Origin of the sequence: Rhizobium sp. M10 (genome assembly GCF_002531955.1) — a bacterium.
Lineage (GTDB): Bacteria > Pseudomonadota > Alphaproteobacteria > Rhizobiales > Rhizobiaceae > Rhizobium > Rhizobium etli_C.
The window spans coordinates 390,784-409,880 of sequence record NZ_NWTA01000002.1; the positions used below are offsets into that span (position 1 = coordinate 390,784).

At 62.2% G+C, this 19,097-nt stretch carries 17 protein-coding genes and 1 pseudogene; 11 read left to right on the forward strand and 7 right to left on the reverse strand.

Translation table 11 applies throughout. The annotated features are described in order from the left end of the window. Window positions 1-82 precede the first annotated feature (82 nt). Window positions 83-1,096: an extensin family protein gene (locus CO671_RS03645; protein ID WP_348627713.1), complete on the reverse strand. Its 1,014-nt coding sequence runs from the start codon at window positions 1,094-1,096 to the stop codon at window positions 83-85. Window positions 1,097-1,104: 8 nt separating this feature from the next. On the opposite strand from CO671_RS03645, the gene CO671_RS33630 reads away from it, so the two are divergent. The 7 genes from CO671_RS33630 (at window position 1,105) to queF (ending at window position 8,629) form a co-directional block, all read left to right on the forward strand. Then, window positions 1,105-1,260, forward strand: a complete 156-nt coding sequence (locus tag CO671_RS33630) for a hypothetical protein (RefSeq protein ID WP_170964921.1) — start codon at window positions 1,105-1,107, stop codon at window positions 1,258-1,260. 101 nt (window positions 1,261-1,361) lie between these two features. Continuing rightward, window positions 1,362-3,587 carry a TonB-dependent hemoglobin/transferrin/lactoferrin family receptor gene (locus CO671_RS03650; protein ID WP_245423848.1) on the forward strand — a complete coding sequence of 742 codons (2,226 nt, stop codon included), beginning with the start codon at window positions 1,362-1,364 and terminating at the stop codon, window positions 3,585-3,587. 268 nt (window positions 3,588-3,855) lie between these two features. Continuing rightward, window positions 3,856-6,045: an anthranilate synthase gene (locus CO671_RS03655; RefSeq protein WP_097604528.1), complete on the forward strand. Its 2,190-nt coding sequence runs from the start codon at window positions 3,856-3,858 to the stop codon at window positions 6,043-6,045. Between the two features lie 99 nt (window positions 6,046-6,144). Beyond that, the gene (locus CO671_RS03660) at window positions 6,145-6,384 is read left to right on the forward strand and encodes a hypothetical protein (RefSeq protein ID WP_097605060.1); all 240 of its coding nucleotides are present in this window, start codon (window positions 6,145-6,147) and stop codon (window positions 6,382-6,384) included. A 14-nt stretch (window positions 6,385-6,398) separates the two neighbouring features. Next, entirely contained in the window at window positions 6,399-7,067 is a 669-nt protein-coding gene (locus tag CO671_RS03665) for a DUF2161 family putative PD-(D/E)XK-type phosphodiesterase (protein ID WP_097604530.1), read from the forward strand. Window positions 7,068-7,250: 183 nt separating this feature from the next. Further along, window positions 7,251-8,165, forward strand: coding sequence for a CDF family cation efflux transporter EmfA (emfA, locus tag CO671_RS03670; protein WP_097604533.1), 915 nt, complete (start codon window positions 7,251-7,253; stop codon window positions 8,163-8,165). Beyond that, a complete protein-coding gene (gene queF, locus CO671_RS03675; protein ID WP_064684379.1) occupies window positions 8,165-8,629 on the forward strand; it encodes a preQ(1) synthase in 465 nt (154 codons plus the stop codon). Before emfA ends, queF begins: the two co-directional genes overlap by 1 nt. A 124-nt stretch (window positions 8,630-8,753) precedes the next feature. Here the strand turns inward: queF and CO671_RS03680 are convergent, their stop codons facing one another. After that, window positions 8,754-9,536 carry a DUF2076 domain-containing protein gene (locus CO671_RS03680; RefSeq protein ID WP_097604535.1) on the reverse strand — a complete coding sequence of 261 codons (783 nt, stop codon included), beginning with the start codon at window positions 9,534-9,536 and terminating at the stop codon, window positions 8,754-8,756. A gap of 229 nt (window positions 9,537-9,765) precedes the next feature. On the opposite strand from CO671_RS03680, the gene CO671_RS03685 reads away from it, so the two are divergent. The 3 genes and pseudogenes from CO671_RS03685 to leuA all read left to right on the forward strand — a co-directional run bounded on the left by CO671_RS03685 (window position 9,766) and on the right by leuA (window position 13,829). Further along, complete coding sequence (locus tag CO671_RS03685; RefSeq protein ID WP_010029790.1) at window positions 9,766-10,350, forward strand: ATP-dependent Clp protease proteolytic subunit; 585 nt, start codon at window positions 9,766-9,768, stop codon at window positions 10,348-10,350. A gap of 138 nt (window positions 10,351-10,488) precedes the next feature. Beyond that, window positions 10,489-11,710 (forward strand): annotated as a pseudogene (locus tag CO671_RS03690) (benzoate/H(+) symporter BenE family transporter). 394 nt (window positions 11,711-12,104) lie between these two features. After that, window positions 12,105-13,829: a 2-isopropylmalate synthase gene (gene leuA, locus CO671_RS03695; RefSeq protein ID WP_097604541.1), complete on the forward strand. Its 1,725-nt coding sequence runs from the start codon at window positions 12,105-12,107 to the stop codon at window positions 13,827-13,829. 356 nt (window positions 13,830-14,185) lie between these two features. Here the strand turns inward: leuA and CO671_RS03700 are convergent, their stop codons facing one another. The 4 genes from CO671_RS03700 to CO671_RS03715 form a co-directional block, all read right to left on the reverse strand. Continuing rightward, window positions 14,186-15,028 (reverse strand): anti-sigma factor, encoded by an 843-nt coding sequence (locus CO671_RS03700; protein ID WP_097604544.1) that lies wholly within the window; start codon window positions 15,026-15,028, stop codon window positions 14,186-14,188. A gap of 1 nt (window position 15,029) precedes the next feature. Next, window positions 15,030-15,539: an RNA polymerase sigma factor gene (locus tag CO671_RS03705; RefSeq protein WP_097578546.1), complete on the reverse strand. Its 510-nt coding sequence runs from the start codon at window positions 15,537-15,539 to the stop codon at window positions 15,030-15,032. Between the two features lie 186 nt (window positions 15,540-15,725). Next, the gene (locus CO671_RS03710; protein WP_097604546.1) at window positions 15,726-16,286 is read right to left on the reverse strand and encodes a hypothetical protein; all 561 of its coding nucleotides are present in this window, start codon (window positions 16,284-16,286) and stop codon (window positions 15,726-15,728) included. Between the two features lie 159 nt (window positions 16,287-16,445). Further along, window positions 16,446-17,354, reverse strand: a complete 909-nt coding sequence (locus CO671_RS03715) for a metallophosphoesterase (protein ID WP_097604548.1) — start codon at window positions 17,352-17,354, stop codon at window positions 16,446-16,448. A 70-nt stretch (window positions 17,355-17,424) separates the two neighbouring features. Between CO671_RS03715 and CO671_RS03720 the strand changes: the two genes are divergently transcribed. Then, window positions 17,425-17,904: an NUDIX domain-containing protein gene (locus CO671_RS03720; RefSeq protein ID WP_010030560.1), complete on the forward strand. Its 480-nt coding sequence runs from the start codon at window positions 17,425-17,427 to the stop codon at window positions 17,902-17,904. A 42-nt stretch (window positions 17,905-17,946) separates the two neighbouring features. Here the strand turns inward: CO671_RS03720 and CO671_RS03725 are convergent, their stop codons facing one another. Further along, entirely contained in the window at window positions 17,947-18,954 is a 1,008-nt protein-coding gene (locus CO671_RS03725; protein WP_097605061.1) for a glutathione S-transferase family protein, read from the reverse strand. Window positions 18,955-19,097: the final 143 nt, after the last annotated feature.

Below are 19,097 nucleotides of genomic sequence, written 5' to 3' on the forward strand. Positions count from 1 at the left end.
CATGACGAAAAGAGAGGTTGGCGAACTGCAGCGCTCTATTTCCTGGTCAACTTGATTCAAGCGAGGCTCAGCCACTCACTGATCAATGGCAGTAGCGATAGCCGCCCTTCCTTTCCATCACATCGAGATGGAAATGGGTCTCGTGGGCGGCGTCGCTTTCGGGGTCCAGCACGGTGGTGAAATAGAGGCATCCGGCGGCGCTGACGGTGCGCTGGAAGGCGCCGGTCAGCGTCGGGTCCTCGCGGCGGGAGCGGACGGCGACGTCTTCGCCTTTCTCGAAATGGAAGCTTGCAATGTCGATCGCATTGCCGCGGGCATGCTCGGAGATCTTGCCGGTTTCAGCGCCGTTGCGCAGACGGCACATATAGGACGTTGCCTGGTTGACGGTCGTGAGGCGCCCCTGTTCCGGCAGGGCAGCGGAGGCGGCCGGGATGACGCTGTCTTTCAGCCAGCGGGCGAGGGCGAGCGCCGCCGGACAGCGGATCGTCGCCTCCGGCTTGAGCGCAATGCCGGGCAGGGCTTCGGAGACGATGATCGGTTTGTCGATGCCACAGCCGTTGCCGTCGTCGATGCGCGGCGTGTCCTTGAAGACGACGCCCAAGGCTCGGAGTGCGGCGGTGCATTCTGCGTGTTCGGAGTCGCTTTCGGGTTCGATCGTCAGATGCTGCTCTTCGAGCGTCTGCTCGGCAAGCGGCTTGGTCTCTTCCGCCGGCGTCTGCGGGCCTTTTAGCCCGCCCGGCGGCAACGGCGGGCCTTGCATCGGTTCTGCCGGCTCCGGCTTTGCCTGTTCGGGCTTTGCCGGTTCGGACTTTCCTGGTTCGGTTTGGGGTGCCGCTGGCTGGTCCGGCGCCGGCGTCTCCGGCTTCACATCGGGCTTCGGCTGCGGTGCCGGCACATCCGCCGGCGCGGGTGGTTCAGTCTTGTCGGGAAGCGGAGTAGGACTGGCTGCAGCCCCGGTGTCGGGTCGAGGTTGGGGTAAAGGACCATGCAGGGGCAGGCGGGCGCCAGCAAGAAAGGCGGTAGCGGCGAGAAGGATCGCCAGTATCGAAAGTTTTCTCAACGCATCCGATTCCCTGGTGTCGATAGCGGAAGGGATAACGCATTATGGCGGGTTTCGTTGCAATTGCGCAACGTCGTGGAAGATCATTAAAACTTGAAAATAATATTCAACATAAATTGGTCGATTATGTTGACAATGTTTCTCATGTTTTTTATGCGGCAAAAAGAAGGCGGATTTCTGCTCCGTCTTATCCGCAATAGCCCAGCCAGCCCATCGAGCGTTCGACGCGCCACGACCAGCCAGCCCGGTAATCATCATGAGAGGGTAGGTTATGATCGTCCGGCATTGGCGCTCGGTTCTATTGGTCTGCACGGCAGTTGCAGCTGTTCTTCCTGTTTCGCAGTCTTTCGCGCAGAGCGCTCCGGCCACCACGCCGGAAGCGGCGGCGGATGACAGCACCGTGCTGCAGAAGATCGTCGTCAAAGGCAAACGCGTGGCGCCGGGCAGCGTCGCCGATACGCCGCTGGCGACCGAGGTCACCCAGAAGCAGCTGGAAGAGAAGCAGGTCACCAATTACGACGATATCGGCCGCAGCGTCGATGCGGGCGTGAACTATTCGCGCGCCGATGCGGGCTTCAACCTGCGCGGCCTTTCCGGTGCCCGCATCCTGACGACGATCGACGGCATTCCGATCCCTTACATCTCGAACAGTTCACGCCAGGGCGCTTTTGCGCCTGCCAACGCCAATGGCGGCGGCGACACTTTCGATTTCGATTCGCTGTCTTCGCTCGATATCGTGCGCGGCGCGGATTCGAGCAAGGGCGGCACCGGCGTGCTCGGCGGCGCCATTGTTCTCAACACGCTGGAGCCGGAGGATCTCATTCCTGAAGGCCGTGACTGGGGTGCGATCGTCAAGTCGACCTATGACAGCGAAGACAGGAGCTTTTCCGGCTCGGCTGCCGCTGCCAAGAAGATCGGCGGCATCTCGATCCTGTTCCAGGGCGGCTACCGCAAAGGCCATGAGCGGGCGAACATGGGCAACAATGACGTTTACGGTGCTCTTCGCACCGAGGCGAACCCGGCTGATTTCGACCAAAACAACCTGCTCTTCAAACTGCGCCAGGAGCTGGAAGGCGGTCATCGCATCGGCTTGACGGCGGAACGCTTCCGCCGCGACCTGGAAACCGACCTGCGCCACCTTCAGGGCGGAACCAGCCCTCGCAACTTCATGATCGACAATTATGACGGTCGCGAACAGCGTGACCGCGATCGCGTATCGCTCGACTATGATTATGAAGCGCAGTCGTCCGACGCGTTCTTCAGCAGTGCGCGCGCCACGCTTTATTGGCAGGATTTGAAGAAGGAAGCGGGCAGCGGGGGGCGTACGACCGCCAATGTTGCCTATGGCCGCAACAACGAGGTCGAAAACGAAACCTGGGGCTTCAGCGGCACCGCGACGAAGGATTTCGAATATTCCGGTCTCAGCCACTCCGTTCGCGTCGGCCTTGACGTCGGCGTCTCCAGCTGGAGCCAATATAGCTGGGCGCTTTGCCCCACATCGACAACATGCCCGGCACTGAACAATCAGGCGGAAGTGCCTGACGTCGACAGCCAGAACCTTGGGCTAGTTGTCGAAGACAAGATCGAGATCGGCAATACCGGCTTCACGCTGACGCCCGGCTTCCGCTTCGACTGGTTCAACTACAATCCCTCGACCGGCGGCGGTTTTTCCAACAATACCGGCCTTACCCGTTTCGGCGATCTTCGCGACCGGACGGAGGCCGCCATATCGCCGAAGATCCTTGCGACCTACGACCTGACGCCTGATGTAGAGCTCTATATGCAGCTGGCGGTCGGCTTCCGCGCGCCAACCGTCGACGAACTCTACAGCCGCTTCTACAACCCCACTAGCCGCTACGCCCAGCTCGGCAATCCTGATCTGGAACCGGAAATCGGCCGCGGCATCGAAATCGGCGCCAATTTCGACACCGGCGATTTTACCGGCAGGGTCGCGGCTTTCCACACGCGCTACCAAAACTTCATCGAGACGGTGACAACCACGGACGCAACCGGCTTTACTGAGTTCAATTACACGAACGTGGCAGCGGCGACGATCTCGGGCATTGAAGCCAGCGCCGTCAAGACTTTCAACAATGGCATCAATCTGCATGCTTCGCTTGCCTATGCCTATGGCAGGAATGAAGAAACCACGCAGCGGCTGCGCTCAGTGGCGCCATTCAAGGCAATTGTCGGCGGCGGCTGGAGCAATGAGACCTTCGGCTTCGATCTTTCCTCGACGCTTTCGGCCGGTATGCTGACCGACCACCTCAATACCGTCGGTACGACCCCCGATACGACCTTTGATGCGCCCGGTTATGCCATCGTCGATTTGACCGGCTGGTGGACGCCGGAACAGCTGCCGGGCTTGCGCGTTCAAGCTGGTGTCTACAACATCTTCGACCAGGAGCACTACAACGCGCTCGCCGTGCGCGACGTCAATCTCAACTCGGCGACGGCTTCGCAGCCGCGGGAGTGGTATTCCGAGCCGGGCCGCACATTCAAGGTCTCGCTCACCAAGACCTTCTGAGCCAGGCATGCCTTCAAGGCTGGGGGAAGGGGCGGCTTTCGGGCCGCCCTTTTCATTCGTGCGATCGCCTCTTGCGCGGCGGCTGATCTCAGGCTAACAATTTTCCCATGATCAAGTCTTTGAACATCGCTGTTTGGTGGTGGGCTCGCTGAGGCGGCCTCGACCAATCGTGTCCAAAGACGACGACGAGTGAGCCGCCCGAAACTTCGAGGCGGCTTTTTTGTTTTATCGCCGCCTGTTGTCCGGGCCCCGATAACGGAGTGGAATTATGGTAACGATCCTGCGGGATGATGGTGCGGAAATCTACGAGACCAAGGGCGGGATATCGGTCACGCGGCAGCGGCGGGCGATCCCCTACAGCGACGCGGTCTCCTCCTATGTCGACAAGCTCGATGAGCGCCGCGGCGCGGTGTTCTCGTCGAACTACGAATATCCGGGCCGCTATACGCGCTGGGATACCGCCGTCGTCGATCCGCCGCTCGGCATCTCCTCCTTCGGGCGCGACGTCTGGATCGAAGCCTATAATGAACGCGGCGAGGTGCTTCTCGGCTTCGTGACCGAGCGGCTGCAGACGGTGCCCGACCTTGTGCTCGGCGCTTCCTCCGCCCGCCGCCTCGACCTTTCCGTCAAGACGCCGGACCGGGTATTCACCGAGGAAGAGCGCTCGAAGATGCCGACGGTCTTTACCGTCCTGCGCGCCGTCACCGACCTCTTCTATTCGCAGGCGGATGCGAGCCTCGGGCTCTACGGCGCTTTCGGCTACGACATCGCCTTCCAGTTCGACGCGATCGATCTGAAGCTGAAGCGGCCTTCCGACCAGCGCGACATGGTGCTCTACCTGCCGGACGAGATCCTCGTCGTCGACAATTACGCTGCCAAGGCCTGGATCGACCGCTACGATTTCGAGAAAGGCGGCGTGACGACCGAGGGCAAGGCCGAGCAGATCGCGCCGGAACCCTTCAAGCAGACGGATGCCATTCCGCCGAAGAGCGACCATCGGCCGGGCGAATATGCCGAACTCGTCACCAAGGCGAAGGAAAGTTTCCGCAAGGGTGATCTTTTCGAGGTCGTTCCTGGGCAGAAGTTCATGGAGCGCTGCGAAAGCAAGCCTTCCGATATTTCCAAGCGGCTGAAGGCGATCAATCCGTCGCCCTATTCCTTCTTCATCAATCTCGGCCATCAGGAATATCTGGTCGGCGCCTCGCCCGAGATGTTCGTGCGCGTTTCGGGACGGCGCATCGAGACCTGCCCGATTTCGGGGACGATCAAGCGTGGCGACGATCCGATCGCCGACAGCGAGCAGATCCTGAAGCTTTTGAATTCCAAGAAGGACGAGTCCGAGCTGACCATGTGCTCGGACGTCGACCGCAACGACAAAAGCCGCGTGTGCGAGCCGGGTTCCGTCAAGGTGATCGGCCGCCGGCAGATCGAGATGTATTCGCGCCTCATTCATACCGTCGATCATATCGAGGGGCGGCTGCGCGACGACATGGATGCCTTCGACGGGTTCCTCAGCCACGCCTGGGCGGTGACGGTCACCGGCGCGCCGAAGCTCTGGGCGATGCGCTTCATCGAGAGCCATGAAAAGAGCCCGCGCGCATGGTATGGTGGGGCAATCGGCATGGTCGGCTTTAACGGCGACATGAACACCGGCCTGACGCTGCGCACCGTGCGCATCAAGGACGGCATCGCCGAGGTGCGCGCCGGCGCCACGCTGCTCAACGACTCCATTCCGGAGGAAGAAGAAGCCGAAACCGAATTGAAGGCCTCTGCCATGCTTTCCGCCATCCGAGACGCCAAGACCGGCAATTCCGGCAAGATCCAGCGCGACGTCGCAAGCGTCGGCAAGGGCGTCAGCATCCTGCTCATCGACCATGAGGACAGTTTCGTCCACACGCTCGCCAACTACTTCCGCCAGACGGGTGCGACGGTTTCGACCGTGCGTACGCCGGTGCCGGAGGAGATTTTCGACCGGTTGAATCCGGATCTGGTCGTGCTGTCGCCCGGGCCTGGAACGCCGAAGGATTTCGACTGCAAGGCGACGATCAAGAAGGCGCGGGCCCGCAACCTGCCGATCTTCGGCGTCTGCCTCGGCCTGCAGGCGCTCGCCGAGGCCTATGGCGGGGAACTGCGCCATCTGGCGCTGCCGATGCACGGCAAGCCCTCGCGCATCCGTGTGCTGGAGCCGGGTATCGTCTTCTCCGGCCTCGCCAGGGAGGTGACGGTCGGCCGCTACCACTCGATCTTCGCCGATCCTTCGACGCTGCCGGCTGAGTTCATCATCACGGCAGAGAGCGAGGACGGCACGATCATGGGCATCGAACATGCCAAGGAGCCGATCGCCGCGGTGCAGTTCCATCCTGAATCGATCATGACGCTCGGCGGCGATGCCGGCATGCGGATGATCGAGAATGTCGTGGCGCATCTGGCCCGCAAGGTGAAGACCAAAGCTGCTTGACGGGCCATTCTCTCCGCCCTTCCCGCCAGTGGGAAGGGCGGGTTGACTTTATCGGACAAATCAGAACATTTCCGGAACGATCAACCGGGAATTATCACCGTGGCCCAAGCTGAGAAGTTCATCGTCCTTCCTTATCGCAAGAACCGCGGCAATCTCGTGCCCGGAGAAATGCGGCAGGCATCGAATGCCGTCAGCGCGGAAAAGATTGCCTCGGCGATGGCCGAGCGTTTCGTCGGCGTTGCGGCCTATGCCGTGATCGTCGACGAGGAAACCGGCGACATGAGCTCGCCGCGACTGCTTGCCCGATATGGCGAGATTGCCGATCTCAACGCTGCCTGAGGCGCGATTTTCCGATGGAGACGTCGCTCTACCTGCCGGTGAAAGCGTTCCTGGAAGCGGCCGGTTATGTGGTCAAGGGTGAGGTCGGCGGATGCGATCTCGTCGGGTTGAGCGATGGTGAGCCGCCGGTCGTGGTCATCTGCGAACTCAAGCTCTCCTTCAATCTCGAACTGCTGCTGCAGGCCGTCGACCGGGCGACGATGAGCGACGAAGTCTGGATCGCGGCGCGCGTTTCGGCCAAGGGGCGCGGGCGAGAGGCCGACAAACGCTACCGCGACCTCTGCCGGCGGCTCGGGATAGGCATGCTCGGCGTCTCCGATGGCGGCGAAGTCAGCGTCATCGTCAGTTCCGTCTCGCCGATGCCGCGCACCAATCCGAAGCGGCGCACGCGCCTTGTCAGGGAGCACCAGCGCCGGCGCGGCGATCCCGCTGTCGGCGGTGGCTCGCGCGCGCCGATCATGACCGCCTATCGCCAACAGGCGCTGCTCTGCGCGGCGGCGCTCGACCAGGGCGTGGCGCGGCCGCGGGATATGAAGGCGCTTACACCCAATGCAGGCCGGATCCTGCTCGACAATGTCTACGGATGGTTCGAGCGCAAGGAGAAGGGCGTCTACGCGCTGACGCAGGCCGGGCAGGCCGCTCTCCTGCGCTGGCCGCAGCCTGTCTGCGATCCCGCTCCCTAGAGCTGAAGCCGGATTCGCGTATCCGACGGCAACAGCTGTGAAGGACGCGTCATTCTCTTTGACAAATCCTGAATCATCGCCCATATCACCCTCAACTGGACCGCCTGCGCGACATTCGCGTGGGCGGTTTTGCATTTCAATGGCTTGGACCCTGCAATTCATTCGCAACCGCAGGAGGACGATATGAGCGACCACGGCGATCTTACGGTTCGGAAGCTGGCGATGTGGGGGATTCCGCTTTCGCTCGGCGTCATGGGGCTGAAGATGGTGGCCTGGTGGGTCACCGGATCGGTCGCACTGCTGTCGGACGGGCTTGAATCGACGGTGAATGTCGTTGCCGCCTTCATTGCCTTCTTCGTCATCCGCTATGCGCAGAAACCGGCCGATCACGACCATCCCTTCGGCCATCACAAGGCGGAATATCTGTCCGCCGTCACCGAGGGCGCGTTGATCGTGGTCGCGGCGCTGTTGATCGTCAACGAGGCGATCGGTTATCTCGCCGAACCGCGCATGCTCGATGCGCCGGTACTTGGCCTGGCGATCAATTTCGCGGCCGGCGTCATCAATGCGATCTGGGCGCGGCTGTTGATCCGGACAGGGCGCAAACATCGCTCGGCTGCCCTGGCTGCGGACGGGCAGCATATCATGTCCGACGTGGTCACCTCGATCGGCGTGCTCATCGGCCTGCTGCTGGCGCTGGCGACAGGCTACGCGATCTTCGACCCGGTGCTTGCCATTCTCGTTGCCGTCAACATCCTCTATCAAGGCTGGAAGGTGATCTCGCAATCGATCAGCGGCCTGATGGACCAGGCGGTCGATCCGTTGGAGGAGGAAGCGATCAAGCAGGCGATCGCCACCCATGCGGCGGGCTCGATCGGCGTGCATGATCTGAAGACCAGGCGGGCGGGTACCGTCACCTTCATCGATTTCCACATGGTGGTGCCGGGGACTATGTCCGTGCGGCAGGCGCATGATATATGCGACCGCCTTGAGGATGCCATCAGGACAGTGCATGAGGGCGCCAAAATAGCCATTCATGTGGAGCCGGAGGGCGAAAAGGCCCATGGCATCCGCGTCAAAGTCGTCAAGGAGGCATGATGCCGAATACCGATGTTTCCAGCCTGTCGATGCTGGGCCAGCAGACCGAAACCGCCCATTCGCCGGAGGAGGCAGTGCTTGAAAAAGTGCCGTCCAATCATGCCGGCACCGACTACGTCGTGCGCTTCACCGCGCCTGAGTTCACCTCGCTCTGCCCGATGACCGGACAGCCGGATTTCGCCCATATCGTTATCGATTACATCCCGGGTGAATGGCTGGTGGAATCGAAGTCGCTGAAGCTCTTCCTGCATTCCTTCCGCAACCACGGCGCCTTCCACGAGGACTGCTCGATCTATATCGCCAAGCGCATCGTCGAACTGCTCGATCCCAAATGGCTCCGGATCGGCGCCTACTGGTATCCGCGCGGCGGCATCCCGATCGACGTCTTCTGGCAGACGGGCAAGCCGCCGGAAGGCGTGTGGCTGCCGGAGCAGGGCGTTGCCACCTATCGTGGACGTGGGTGAGCTGCGGTCGGGCGCAGCCCGAGCAATCGATCCAGTGAATCGATTGCAGCAGCGAACGCCCTGAGCTTAAGCGAAGGGCCGGGATACGGTGCGGCAACCGCTGCCCGTCTCCAACCGCCAAGCCTCACACATCCGTGACGTCGTTGCCCGACGAGTCATCGCTGTAATCGGCGCCATCGTCGTAATCGGCCTGCTGCAGATTGCCGTCGTCGTTATTATCGGCAGCATTGTCTGAAGCCTGGCGGGTGTCGTCATTGCCGAAATAATTGTTGATGACGGTTTCCTCGGTGGGCGCGTTGGCGTTGCCGAAAGGATTGGCGCCGAAGGGCGAGCCCCAGCCGAGCGAGGACATATGGTTGCTGAAGATGCCGCTCAGCGAATTGGCAAGCAGCATGCCGCCGGCAACGCCCGCTGCCGTGCCGAGCGCGCCGCGCAGGAAGCTGCCGCCTGCCGATGGCGCATAGGCCTGCTGACTCCAGGGGCCGGTCGGCTGCTGCGGCATCTGGCGAGCGCTGCTGTCGTAGCTGCGGGATTCGTCATAGGCGCGGGAGGGCTGGCCCCAAGGACCGGGATTGGCCGGACTGGACGGAACCGGAGCGGGCTGCTGCGTCTGGGTATTGCCGAAGATCGAGCTCAGGAAGCCGCCGCCCTGTTCGGCCTGGCGGTGTTCGCTCGCGCCGGCTTCCAGCTGGCGGACGTGTTCCTCGAGTTCCTTGATATGGTTGGCGGCCGCCTCCAACCCCTTTTCCTGGACGATCACGGCCTGAGCCAGATAATAGGTGGCGGAGGGCTGTTGCTGCGTCGCCTGGTCGATCAGGGCCTCGGCCTCGCTGTCGCGCGGCGTGGCCGCGGCGGTGCGCACGCGGTCGAACAGGGCGGTCAGCAATTGGCGTTCTTCGGGTGACATGTCTTGTCTCCTGTTATTTCGTACGGCATTGCCGCGTGAGGGGTGAGGTAGGAAGCGATTCAGGCTTTTCAAAGCCTTTCACCGTTACATTTCAGTAAGGCTTGCGGAACGGCGCGCGGCTTCTTAAGGATATCTCCACCGCTTCGGTGCCTTGTGTTTTTCCCGCATTGTTTTAGGCATTGAGTCGCACTATGTGCGAGGAACCCGAATTCATCTCCGAGAGGTTCGAATGAACGACGAAGAACAGGACGACAAGACGAAGGAACTGCCGCTCGGCAAGGAAACGGAGGCGAATCTTTTCAAGTCGCGTTCGATCTTCATCTATGGACCGATCAATCAGGAACTGGCGCAGAAGGTCTGCTCGCAGCTCGTGGCGCTTGCCGCAGCCAGCGACGAGGACATCCGCATCTATGTCAATTCGCCCGGCGGCCACGTCGAATCCGGCGATTCCATCCATGATATGGTCAAGTTCATCAAGCCGAAGGTCTGGATGATCGGCACGGGATGGGTCGCCTCGGCCGGCGCGCTGATCTATGTCGCGGCTCCGAAGGAGCGGCGCATCTGCCTGCCGAACACGCGCTTTCTGCTGCACCAACCCTCGGGCGGTACGCGCGGCATGGCATCCGACATCGAGATCCAGGCACGCGAGATCATCAAGATGAACGAGCGCCTGAACAAGATCATGGCGGCGGCCACCGGCCAGCCGCTCGACAAGATCGCCAAGGATACCGATCGCGACTACTGGCTTTCTGCCGAAGAGGCGAAGGACTATGGCCTCGTTTCGCGGATCGTGACGTCACAGGCCGATATCTGAGTTTTCTCAGCCAAAGCCGTCAAAACGCCCTTGCCTGCAGCAGCAGTCGAGGGCGTTTCTATTTCGCCGGCATGAGATGCGGGTGCTGGACGGAAAGGGCCTAATCCGGGCTTGCGTATACGACGGCCATCATGCTCCATGCGCCATTCCCGCAGCTCGCGAGTCCGGCATGCTCAAAGATTTTTCCGTCCAGGCCCTGTTCATGGGGCTGCTGACCGCCTTCGTCGGTTCCGCCAGCTCCTTTGCCGTCGTCCTCCACGGGCTGCGGGCGGTCGGCGCGACGGAGGCACAGGCGGCCTCCGGGCTGATGGCGTTGTCGATCTCCATGGGCGTCTGCGCGATCGTGCTCAGCGCCGTGACACGATTGCCGATCAGCATCGCCTGGTCGACGCCCGGCGCCGCATTGCTGGCAAGCACCGGGGCGATCGAGGGCGGCTTCGATGCGGCGGTCGGGGCATTCCTGATTTGCGCAGTGCTGATCGTCATCGCCGGGCTGTTCAAGCCGCTTGGCCGCGCGGTCGCCGCCATTCCGGCGCCGCTCGCCAATGCGATGCTCTCCGGCGTGCTGATCGGCCTCTGCTTTGCGCCGGTAAAGGCAATCGGCTTCAATCCGCTGTTCGGCCTGCCGATCGTTCTTGCCTGGATCGTCGTCGGCGCCTTCAAGCGGCTCTGGGCGGTGCCGGCGGCATTGGCAGCCTTCGTGCTGGTTCTGGCCTTCGGCGTCGATATTCCCGATGGTGCGCTCAGTTCGCTCGAACGCTCGCTGGTGCCGGCGGCGGAAATCGTCCGGCCGGTGTTCAACCTTGCCGGTTTCATCTCGATCGCGCTGCCGCTCTTCATCGTCACCATGGCTTCGCAGAACATTCCCGGTATCGCGGTGCTGAAGGTCAACCACTACGACCCGAAGCCCGGCCCGCTCTTCGCCGTCACCGGCTTCTTTTCGCTGCTGTCGGCGCCGTTCGGCGGTCACGCCGTCAATCTGGCGGCAATCACCGCGGCCATGTGCGCCGGGCCGGATGCCCATGCCGATCCGAAACGGCGCTATTGGGCATCGCTGATCGCCGGCGTCGGTTACATCGTCCTCGGGCTGCTTGCCGGCGCGGTGACGGCCTTCGTCGCCCTGGCGCCTCCCGTTCTGATCGAGGCGGTGGCGGGGCTTGCGCTGGTCGGCGCCTTCTCGTCCTCGGCAATGTCGGCCTTCCAGGCGCCGGAATCGCGCGAGGCGGCAGCGATCACCTTTCTCGTCACGGCATCCGGCGTTTCCTTCGGCGGCATTTCCGGCGCTTTCTGGGGCCTGGTCGCGGGCGGGCTGATGCTCGCGCTGTCACAGCTGGTGAAGGCCTGGAGAGACCGAACCTAGCCAGGATAAGGCAAGGCGTCGCATTGCCGGACAAACCAACCCCGGTTCGGGAGCGACCAAAAGCCGGGACGAGGTCTTGCCAGCTCTGCCACTCAAGGTTATAAGCACGGCCATGAAGACCTCTGGCGCCAAGATTTCCGACACCATTGCAAGCGGCCGCATCGCTTTGCGTGACGTGTCGCGCGCCCTGACCTCGCTTCTTCTCCTCGGCCTTACGCGCGGTTGCCGGGTCCTTTGAGGAGCGCCCGGCGGCCGAAAGCCCGCCCGGCATCGCTCCTCGCGACTCACTTTCAAAATTGACGTAACGACCGACGAAGGTCCGCATTTGTTTATCGCCAAGCCCGATGCGATCGGCTAAGAGGCGGAACGAATGCCGGGACGAGGAGACAAGACAATGGACAACACCACCAGCCGATCCTCCGCAGGCGCCAAGGGCATGCCCGATGCCGCGATGAAATACCGGCCCTATCCACAGGTAAGCATTCCTGACCGCACCTGGCCGACGAAAACCATCACCAAGGCGCCGGTCTGGTGCTCGGTCGACCTGCGCGACGGCAACCAGGCGCTCGTCGATCCGATGGGCCACGACCGCAAGGCGCGCATGTTCCATCTGCTGCTGGAGATGGGCTTCAAGGAAATCGAGATCGGTTTCCCCTCGGCCTCGCAGACCGATTTCGACTTCGCCCGCTGGTGCGTCGAGGAGGGCAATGTCCCCGCCGACGTCTCGCTGCAGGTGCTGGTGCAGTGCCGGCCCGAACTGATCACCCGCACCTTCGAAGCGCTGGAAGGGGCAAACCGGCCAATCGTTCATTTCTACAACTCGACCAGCGAGCTGCAGCGCCGCGTCGTCTTCGCCAAGGACGTCCACGGCATCAAGCAGATTGCCGTCGATGCCGCCAAGATGATCACCGATATGGCTACCAAGGCCGGCGGCGGTTATCGTTTCGAATATTCTCCGGAGAGCTTTACCGGCACCGAGCTCGAAGTGGCGCTGGAGATCTGCAACGCCGTCATCGAGGTGGTGAAGCCGACGCCCGACAACAAGCTCATCATCAACCTGCCGTCAACCGTCGAGATGGCGACGCCGAACGTCTATGCCGACCAGATCGAGTGGATGTGCCGCAACCTCGACAACCGCGAGAACCTGATCGTCTCGCTGCATCCGCACAACGACCGCGGCACCGGCATTGCCGCTGCCGAGCTGGCGTTGCTCGCGGGCGCCGACCGCGTCGAAGGCACGCTGTTCGGCAATGGCGAGCGCACCGGCAATGTCGACGTGGTGACCATGGCGCTGAACATGTTCACGCAGGGCGTCGATCCCGGCATCGACTGCTCGAACATCGAGCACATCAAGGAGGTGTTCGAATATTCGAACCAGATGGCGATCAGCGAGCGCCACCCCTATGTCGGCGAGCTGGTCTATACGGCCTTCTCCGGTTCGCATCAGGATGCGATCAACAAGGGCATGAAGGCGGCACAGGTCGCCAACCACCCTGTCTGGGAAGTGCCTTACCTGCCGATCGATCCGCGCGATGTCGGCCGCTCCTACGAGGCGATCATCCGGATCAACTCGCAGTCCGGCAAGGGCGGCATCGCCTATATCCTGCAGCAGGATTATGGGCTCAACCTGCCGCGTAATCTGCAGGTCGAGTTCCGCGAGGACATTCAGCGCATCACCGACGTCGAGGGCAAGGAGCTTCCGTCGAAGCGCATCTACGACCGCTTCATCGAGCGATACGTGACGCAGCCCGAAGCGCGTCTCAAATTCGTCGATCACCACACCTATCCCGATACGGAGCGCAGGGGTCAGCGGATCGTGGCGGCCGAGATATCAGACAATGGCGAGATCAAGCGCATCGAAGGGCGCGGCAACGGTCCGATCGACGGCTTCATCAACGCGCTGTCGCATTATCTCGGCATCGAGATGTCGGTCGAGGATTATTCCGAGCATTCTCTGCAGCACGGCTCGAACGCGGCGGCGATCTCCTACGTCGAGACCTCCTATCCCGGCGGCAAGCTCTTCGGCGCCGGCATCAATACCAACATCGTCGCGGCATCGCTGGAAGCGATCGTCTCGGCGGCCAACCGCGTGCTCGATCTGAAGGCCGGCAAGGCTTGATCAGATAGGCTTCAGGCCGCGATCGCATCGGTGCGGCGCGGCCTGATGAGGAGCTCGGCTACGTTGAGTCTTCGCTGGGCGCTGGCGAAACGCAATGAAAGGCGTGCCGGGCGGCCCGCTCATCCGCCCTGCGGGCACCTTCTCCCCGAGGGGTGAAGAGGAGAGCAAGCTTGTTGCCCTGACTTCCCACTGTAGAGGCTTCAGGAGCGAGACATTGCCGCATGTCTCTTCTCCCCTCGGGGAGAAGGTGCCGGCAGGCGGATGAGGGGGCTGCCAGTGCCGATGGCCACTTTCCATCCTGCCGCTGCCTTTCCGTCGGCGCATCACCGTCGGTAAAAGCGCGTCAATCTTATGTGTCAGATCGCCGTGGCGATCTCCATGGCGAGCTGGCCGAGTGTCGCTTCGGAGGAGGGGCCGGCAAGCACGTAGGAGGTGCCGGCATTGTGCCAGGTGACGAGGCCGATCTCGTCCCTGATCGTCTCCTTGAAGTCGTCGGTTTCCGGCGGTTGCGCGTCCTTGCGGAAGCAGATGGAGATGATGTCGCCGTCGGTGTTGGAATAGACGAGCTGGCCGACAGGGCGGTTGTCGCCGAGAATGACGCGGGCGCCCTGGAAGGTCCAGGCCTTGGCGCTCAGATCCGGCACGCGGAAGGGCACGCCGATCGCGGTCGTCAGCCAGCTGGAGATTTCCTCGGCCTGTGAGGCCGGCACTTCGACGAGGTGACGGGGCTGACGGATCAGCAGGCGCTGATAGGCGGTGACATCGCCCAGCCAGTCGCTCGTATTGGCCGGCGCCGTCGACGAGCTCGTGGTGGCGACCTCGTCGGCATCCGGTCCGATGCCGACGAAATAGCCGAGGCCGCAGCCGAGCACGAAGAGGATGAGGGCGGCAGCCAGCGCCTGCGGGCCGCTCGGCGCCAGCTTCACCTGCGGGCGCGTGGTGCGCTGGGCAATCGGCGTCTTCGGCGGCTGCGTGCTCTTGATCGAGCGGACGAGGGCGAGCGGCACCGGCTCCTTCAGGACGTCGTCGAGGCGGCGGCGTCCGAAATCGGCGCCGTGGCGCAATTTTTCATGCAGCCGGCGCGCATTCTCATCACTTGCCAGGCGCTGCTCCAATTCGTGACGCTGTTCAGGCGAGACTTCGCCATCGAGGAGGGCGGTGAGCTGGGCTTCGAGCGACAATTTCCTGAGATCGAGCAATTCAGTACCTGTGGATCGGGTGGGTGTCGGCAAGCTCGGCGAAATGCAGCCTTGCGGTGGCGAGCTGCGAGGCGACGCTCGCCGCCGGAATGCCCATGATGTCGGCCGCCTGCTGGTAGCTGTGGCCTTCGACGTCGACGAGCAGGAAGATCGAGGAAACGCCGTCCGGCATATCGGCGATCATGCGATGGATGGCGTCGGGATCGACCGCGGCCGAGCGTTCGCGCGCGGCCTCACGAATATCGGTGACATTGCCGCGGGCCGACGCCTTCGGCTTGCGCTTGCGGCTGTCGTCGGCCCATTGCTGACGGGCAAGCGTATACATCCAGCTTTCCAGCCGGCCTTCGCCGCTCCACTGATGACCCCTGGAGATCGCCCGCTGACAGACGGCCTGGACCAGCTCGTCGGCCGCAGTCGTCTCACCCGCGAGCGTGATCGCGAAGCGACGAAGGCGAGGCAGTAGGCCGACGAGATCACGGCGGAGGTCGATGGTCGTTGCGGGCTGACGCATTGTCTATCCAGAAGCACTCACAGTGGTTTCGCGGACGGAGCTTCCGCCATCGGACGCGAATCCGGCCTTATTGTCGTCGGTGATGCATGCGCTTTATGGAACAACTCTCCTCCACTTCGCAAGCATCCGGTCGTTTCCAGTCCCCTTTCCAAGGGAATTTTCATAATCTAGCCCGCAAAGCTTGCGTCAATATGTTCTGTGGCCGTTCAAGCTTTGCAGCAGAGCGCGGTAGGCCCAGGTGCCTTCGCCGCCGCGATCACGGATTTCGACGAGCTGGACGCGGGCGCCCTGGATATCTCCCTGCTCGACCAGCGCCATGCCCATATAGGAGCGGGCGAGAATGTAGTTCTCATCGGCCTGCAGCGCCTTGCGGTAATAGGACATGCCGAGCTCCATGCGGCCGGCTTTCCGGTTGGCATAGCCGAGATAGTTCAGGATGCGAGGGTCGTTTTGATTGCGGGCGAGATTGAGCACGGTGATGGCGTTCTCATATTGGCCGGCATAGGCAAATTCGCGGGCGAAATTGTAGAGGTCGTCGTCGTTGAAGCTGCTCTTCTTCGGGGTGACGCATTCCTTCCTGGTCTTGTCCCAGACCTTGCCGCCGGTGCAGGTCTTGGTCGTCTCGGTCTTCGGCGGCGGGTTGGTGTCGTCGTTGCCGCCGCCGACCGCGAAAGCGGCCGTGGCGATGCCGAAGGCAAAGCCTGCGGCAAGCGAGATTCTGCCAAGGCGATGGAAGGAGAAGGTCATGGGCGGGCTCCGTTCTGAGGCGATGCAGTTGCGCGGATTGTACGCTTACCGCCGAAAATACCAAGAGGGTACGAAACCTCTATGGCAAATGTTGCGACGATGATCCGATGGCTTCGCAAATCGATTCAAGTGCTGGATGAAAGGAGTCCGGATACGTCGCTAAGGCGCGAAAATATCAACGCTTTCCTGAATCACCGCGTCGCCGGCCCGGTTCAGGCTGAAGCGCTCGCCACTCAGTTCCCAGGCACCGGGAGAGCCGTCGATGGAGAAGAGGTTGTAGGCTGCGGCCGGCTTGATGCTGCCCGGTCCCTGCGAGGCCGATGCGATGCCGACGACAGGCACCGGTTGCACCTGGCCGCGCAGCCAGTGCAGGGTATTCAGGTGCGTATGGCCGTGCAATACGAGTTCGGCGCCGCCGGTGGAAATTACGGCGGCGAAGCGGCGGATGCCGATCATCCGCTTGTAAAAGGTCGTGGCGCCGCGGATCGGCGGATGATGGATCATGACGACACGAAAGAGACCGGCTTCGCCGGCCGCGCGCAGCATGTTCACCGTGTCGCGGGCCTGACGGGCGCCGAAGAAACCGGAGGCCGCGAAGGGAGGGGTGGCGACCGCCGTCGAGCAGCCGACGATCGCGATCTTGTCGCGGACGCGCAGATAGGGAAAGATGTGGCGGTCTTCCTGCCATTGCGGCGGGGCGAGATCGCCACGGACGTAGTCGTACCAGGCGCGCATCGATTTCTCATAGGCGCCCGGCACATAGGCGTCGTGATTGCCGGGAACGACCGATGTATCGGCGGGATCGCCGAGCGCGCGCAGCCAGGCGGCGGCGGCGCGGATCTCGATGCCGCTCGCCAGATTGACAAGATCGCCGGTGACGGCCAGATGATCGGCCTGATGGGCGCGGATGTCATCGAGCAGCAGATCGAGCGTGCTGCCGAAAAGGTGCTTGCGCCGATTTCGATGCCAGTTCACAAAGCCCGTTATGCGTTTTGAAAACAGCTCCTGGATGGAAAGACGGGGCAACGGCCCGAGATGGACGTCGGAGATATGCGCGAGCTTGAACATGCTACGAGACATAGACCAGCTTATTGACAAATCAAACACATCCGGCGCGATGAAGAGCTGAAACGGAGCGATGGTGGATAAAGAAAACCGGCCCCTTCATATCAGGGCGGCCCTGCGCCTTCTGCATGTCTATTTCTCTTTCGCCCGGAGCATGACGATGGGTGTCAGAGCCGCCTGCTTTGATGCGGAGGGGCGGATTTTTCTCGTGCGTCACAGCTATGTCGGCGGCTGGCATATGCCGGGCGGCGGGCTGGAACGCAATGAGACGGTCGAGGAAGCGCTGGCCAAGGAGTTGCGCGAGGAGGGCAACCTCAGGATCATCGGCAAGCCGCAGCTGGTCCAGGTCTATTTCAACACCTCGACCACGCGGCGCGACCATGTGGTGTTCTATCGGGTAACCGTCGAGCAGACGGCACCACGTCCGCCAGACTGGGAGATTTCCGACAGCGGCTTCTTTTCGCTCGACAGCCTGCCCGCCGGCACGACCGAGGCGACGCACCGCCGTCTTGCCGAACTTCGCGGCGAACAACAGCCCGACCATCGCTGGTGAGGGCTGCACAGTTTTTTAGGCCGCTGCAAGCAATTTAAAGGCCTACAGCGTTCTCGCGTCTGAAAAGACACGCGGCGCTGTCGCACGTCCATGCGGGCTGTCGAGATCGAGCGCCGGGCCGACGGGAACGATGCCGGTCGGATTGATCGTCTTGTGGCTGCGGTAATAGTGCTGCTTGATGTGCGTGAGGTTCACCGTCTCGGCAATGCCTGGCGTCTGGTAGAGATCTCTTAGGTAACCGGAAAGGTTGCGGTAATCGGCGATGCGGCGGATGTTGCACTTGAAATGGCCGACATAGACGGGGTCGAAACGCACCAGCGTGGTGAACAGGCGCCAATCCGCTTCGGTCAGCCGGTCTCCGAAAAGGTAGCGGCCCTTGCCCAGGCGTTCGTCGAGCATGTCGAGCGTTTCGAACAGCTTGCCGACATTCTCGTCATAGGCGGCCTGGGCTGTGGCAAAGCCTGCCTTGTAGACGCCGTTGTTGACGGTGTCGTAGACGGTGGCGTTCAGAGCATCGATGTCGGCGCGCAGATCCTCCGGATAGAAATCTGCCTTCGACCCGGTTAGCCCGTCAAAGGCGCTGTTGAACATGCGGATGATCTCGGCGGATTCGTTGTTGACGATTGCGCCTGACTTCTTGTCCCAGAGGACGGGCACGGTCACGCGGCCGGAATAGTGTGGATCCGCCTTGACGTAGATCTGCCAGAGTGTCGCCGCGCCGAAGAGGTGATCGCCGGTGGCGCCGTCGCCGATCTTGAACTCCCAGCCGTTCTCGACCATCAGCGGATCGACGACGGAAACCGAAATCAATTCCTCCAGCTTCTTCAGCTTGCGGAAGATCAGCGTGCGGTGCGCCCAGGGACAGGCAAGCGAGACGTAGAGATGGTAACGGCCGGGTTCGGCCTTAAAGCCGCCGCTGCCGGTGGGGCCGGCTGCGCCGTCTGCCGTCACCCAATTGCGGAACTGCGAGGGCTGCCGCTTGAATTCGCCCTTGCTCTCCTTCATGTCGTACCAGACATCATTCCAGACGCCGTCCACCAGCATTCCCATGATCTTCATTCCCTGATTGCATGTCCGAGCCGAAGTTAGCTGAGATAGCGGGGCTTTGCAGGTGGTAAAGGTTGAACAGTGCGTCACGCCGTTCAGGCGCTGCATCATTCAGAGTGCTGCAGCGTCCTTTGCGCGTTCGAAAG

Coding starts and splice junctions, on each gene's coding strand:
- CO671_RS33630 (WP_170964921.1), top strand. CDS start 1,105: ATGGCGGGTTTCGTTGCAATTGCGCAACGTCGTGGAAGATCATTAAAA.
- CO671_RS03655 (WP_097604528.1), top strand. CDS start 3,856: ATGGTAACGATCCTGCGGGATGATGGTGCGGAAATCTACGAGACCAAG.
- CO671_RS03665 (WP_097604530.1), top strand. CDS start 6,399: ATGGAGACGTCGCTCTACCTGCCGGTGAAAGCGTTCCTGGAAGCGGCC.
- emfA (WP_097604533.1), top strand. CDS start 7,251: ATGAGCGACCACGGCGATCTTACGGTTCGGAAGCTGGCGATGTGGGGG.
- queF (WP_064684379.1), top strand. CDS start 8,165: ATGCCGAATACCGATGTTTCCAGCCTGTCGATGCTGGGCCAGCAGACC.
- CO671_RS03680 (WP_097604535.1), bottom strand. CDS start 9,536: ATGTCACCCGAAGAACGCCAATTGCTGACCGCCCTGTTCGACCGCGTG.
- CO671_RS03685 (WP_010029790.1), top strand. CDS start 9,766: ATGAACGACGAAGAACAGGACGACAAGACGAAGGAACTGCCGCTCGGC.
- leuA (WP_097604541.1), top strand. CDS start 12,105: ATGGACAACACCACCAGCCGATCCTCCGCAGGCGCCAAGGGCATGCCC.
- CO671_RS03705 (WP_097578546.1), bottom strand. CDS start 15,539: ATGCGTCAGCCCGCAACGACCATCGACCTCCGCCGTGATCTCGTCGGC.
- CO671_RS03710 (WP_097604546.1), bottom strand. CDS start 16,286: ATGACCTTCTCCTTCCATCGCCTTGGCAGAATCTCGCTTGCCGCAGGC.
- CO671_RS03715 (WP_097604548.1), bottom strand. CDS start 17,354: ATGTTCAAGCTCGCGCATATCTCCGACGTCCATCTCGGGCCGTTGCCC.
- CO671_RS03720 (WP_010030560.1), top strand. CDS start 17,425: ATGGTGGATAAAGAAAACCGGCCCCTTCATATCAGGGCGGCCCTGCGC.
- CO671_RS03725 (WP_097605061.1), bottom strand. CDS start 18,954: ATGGGAATGCTGGTGGACGGCGTCTGGAATGATGTCTGGTACGACATG.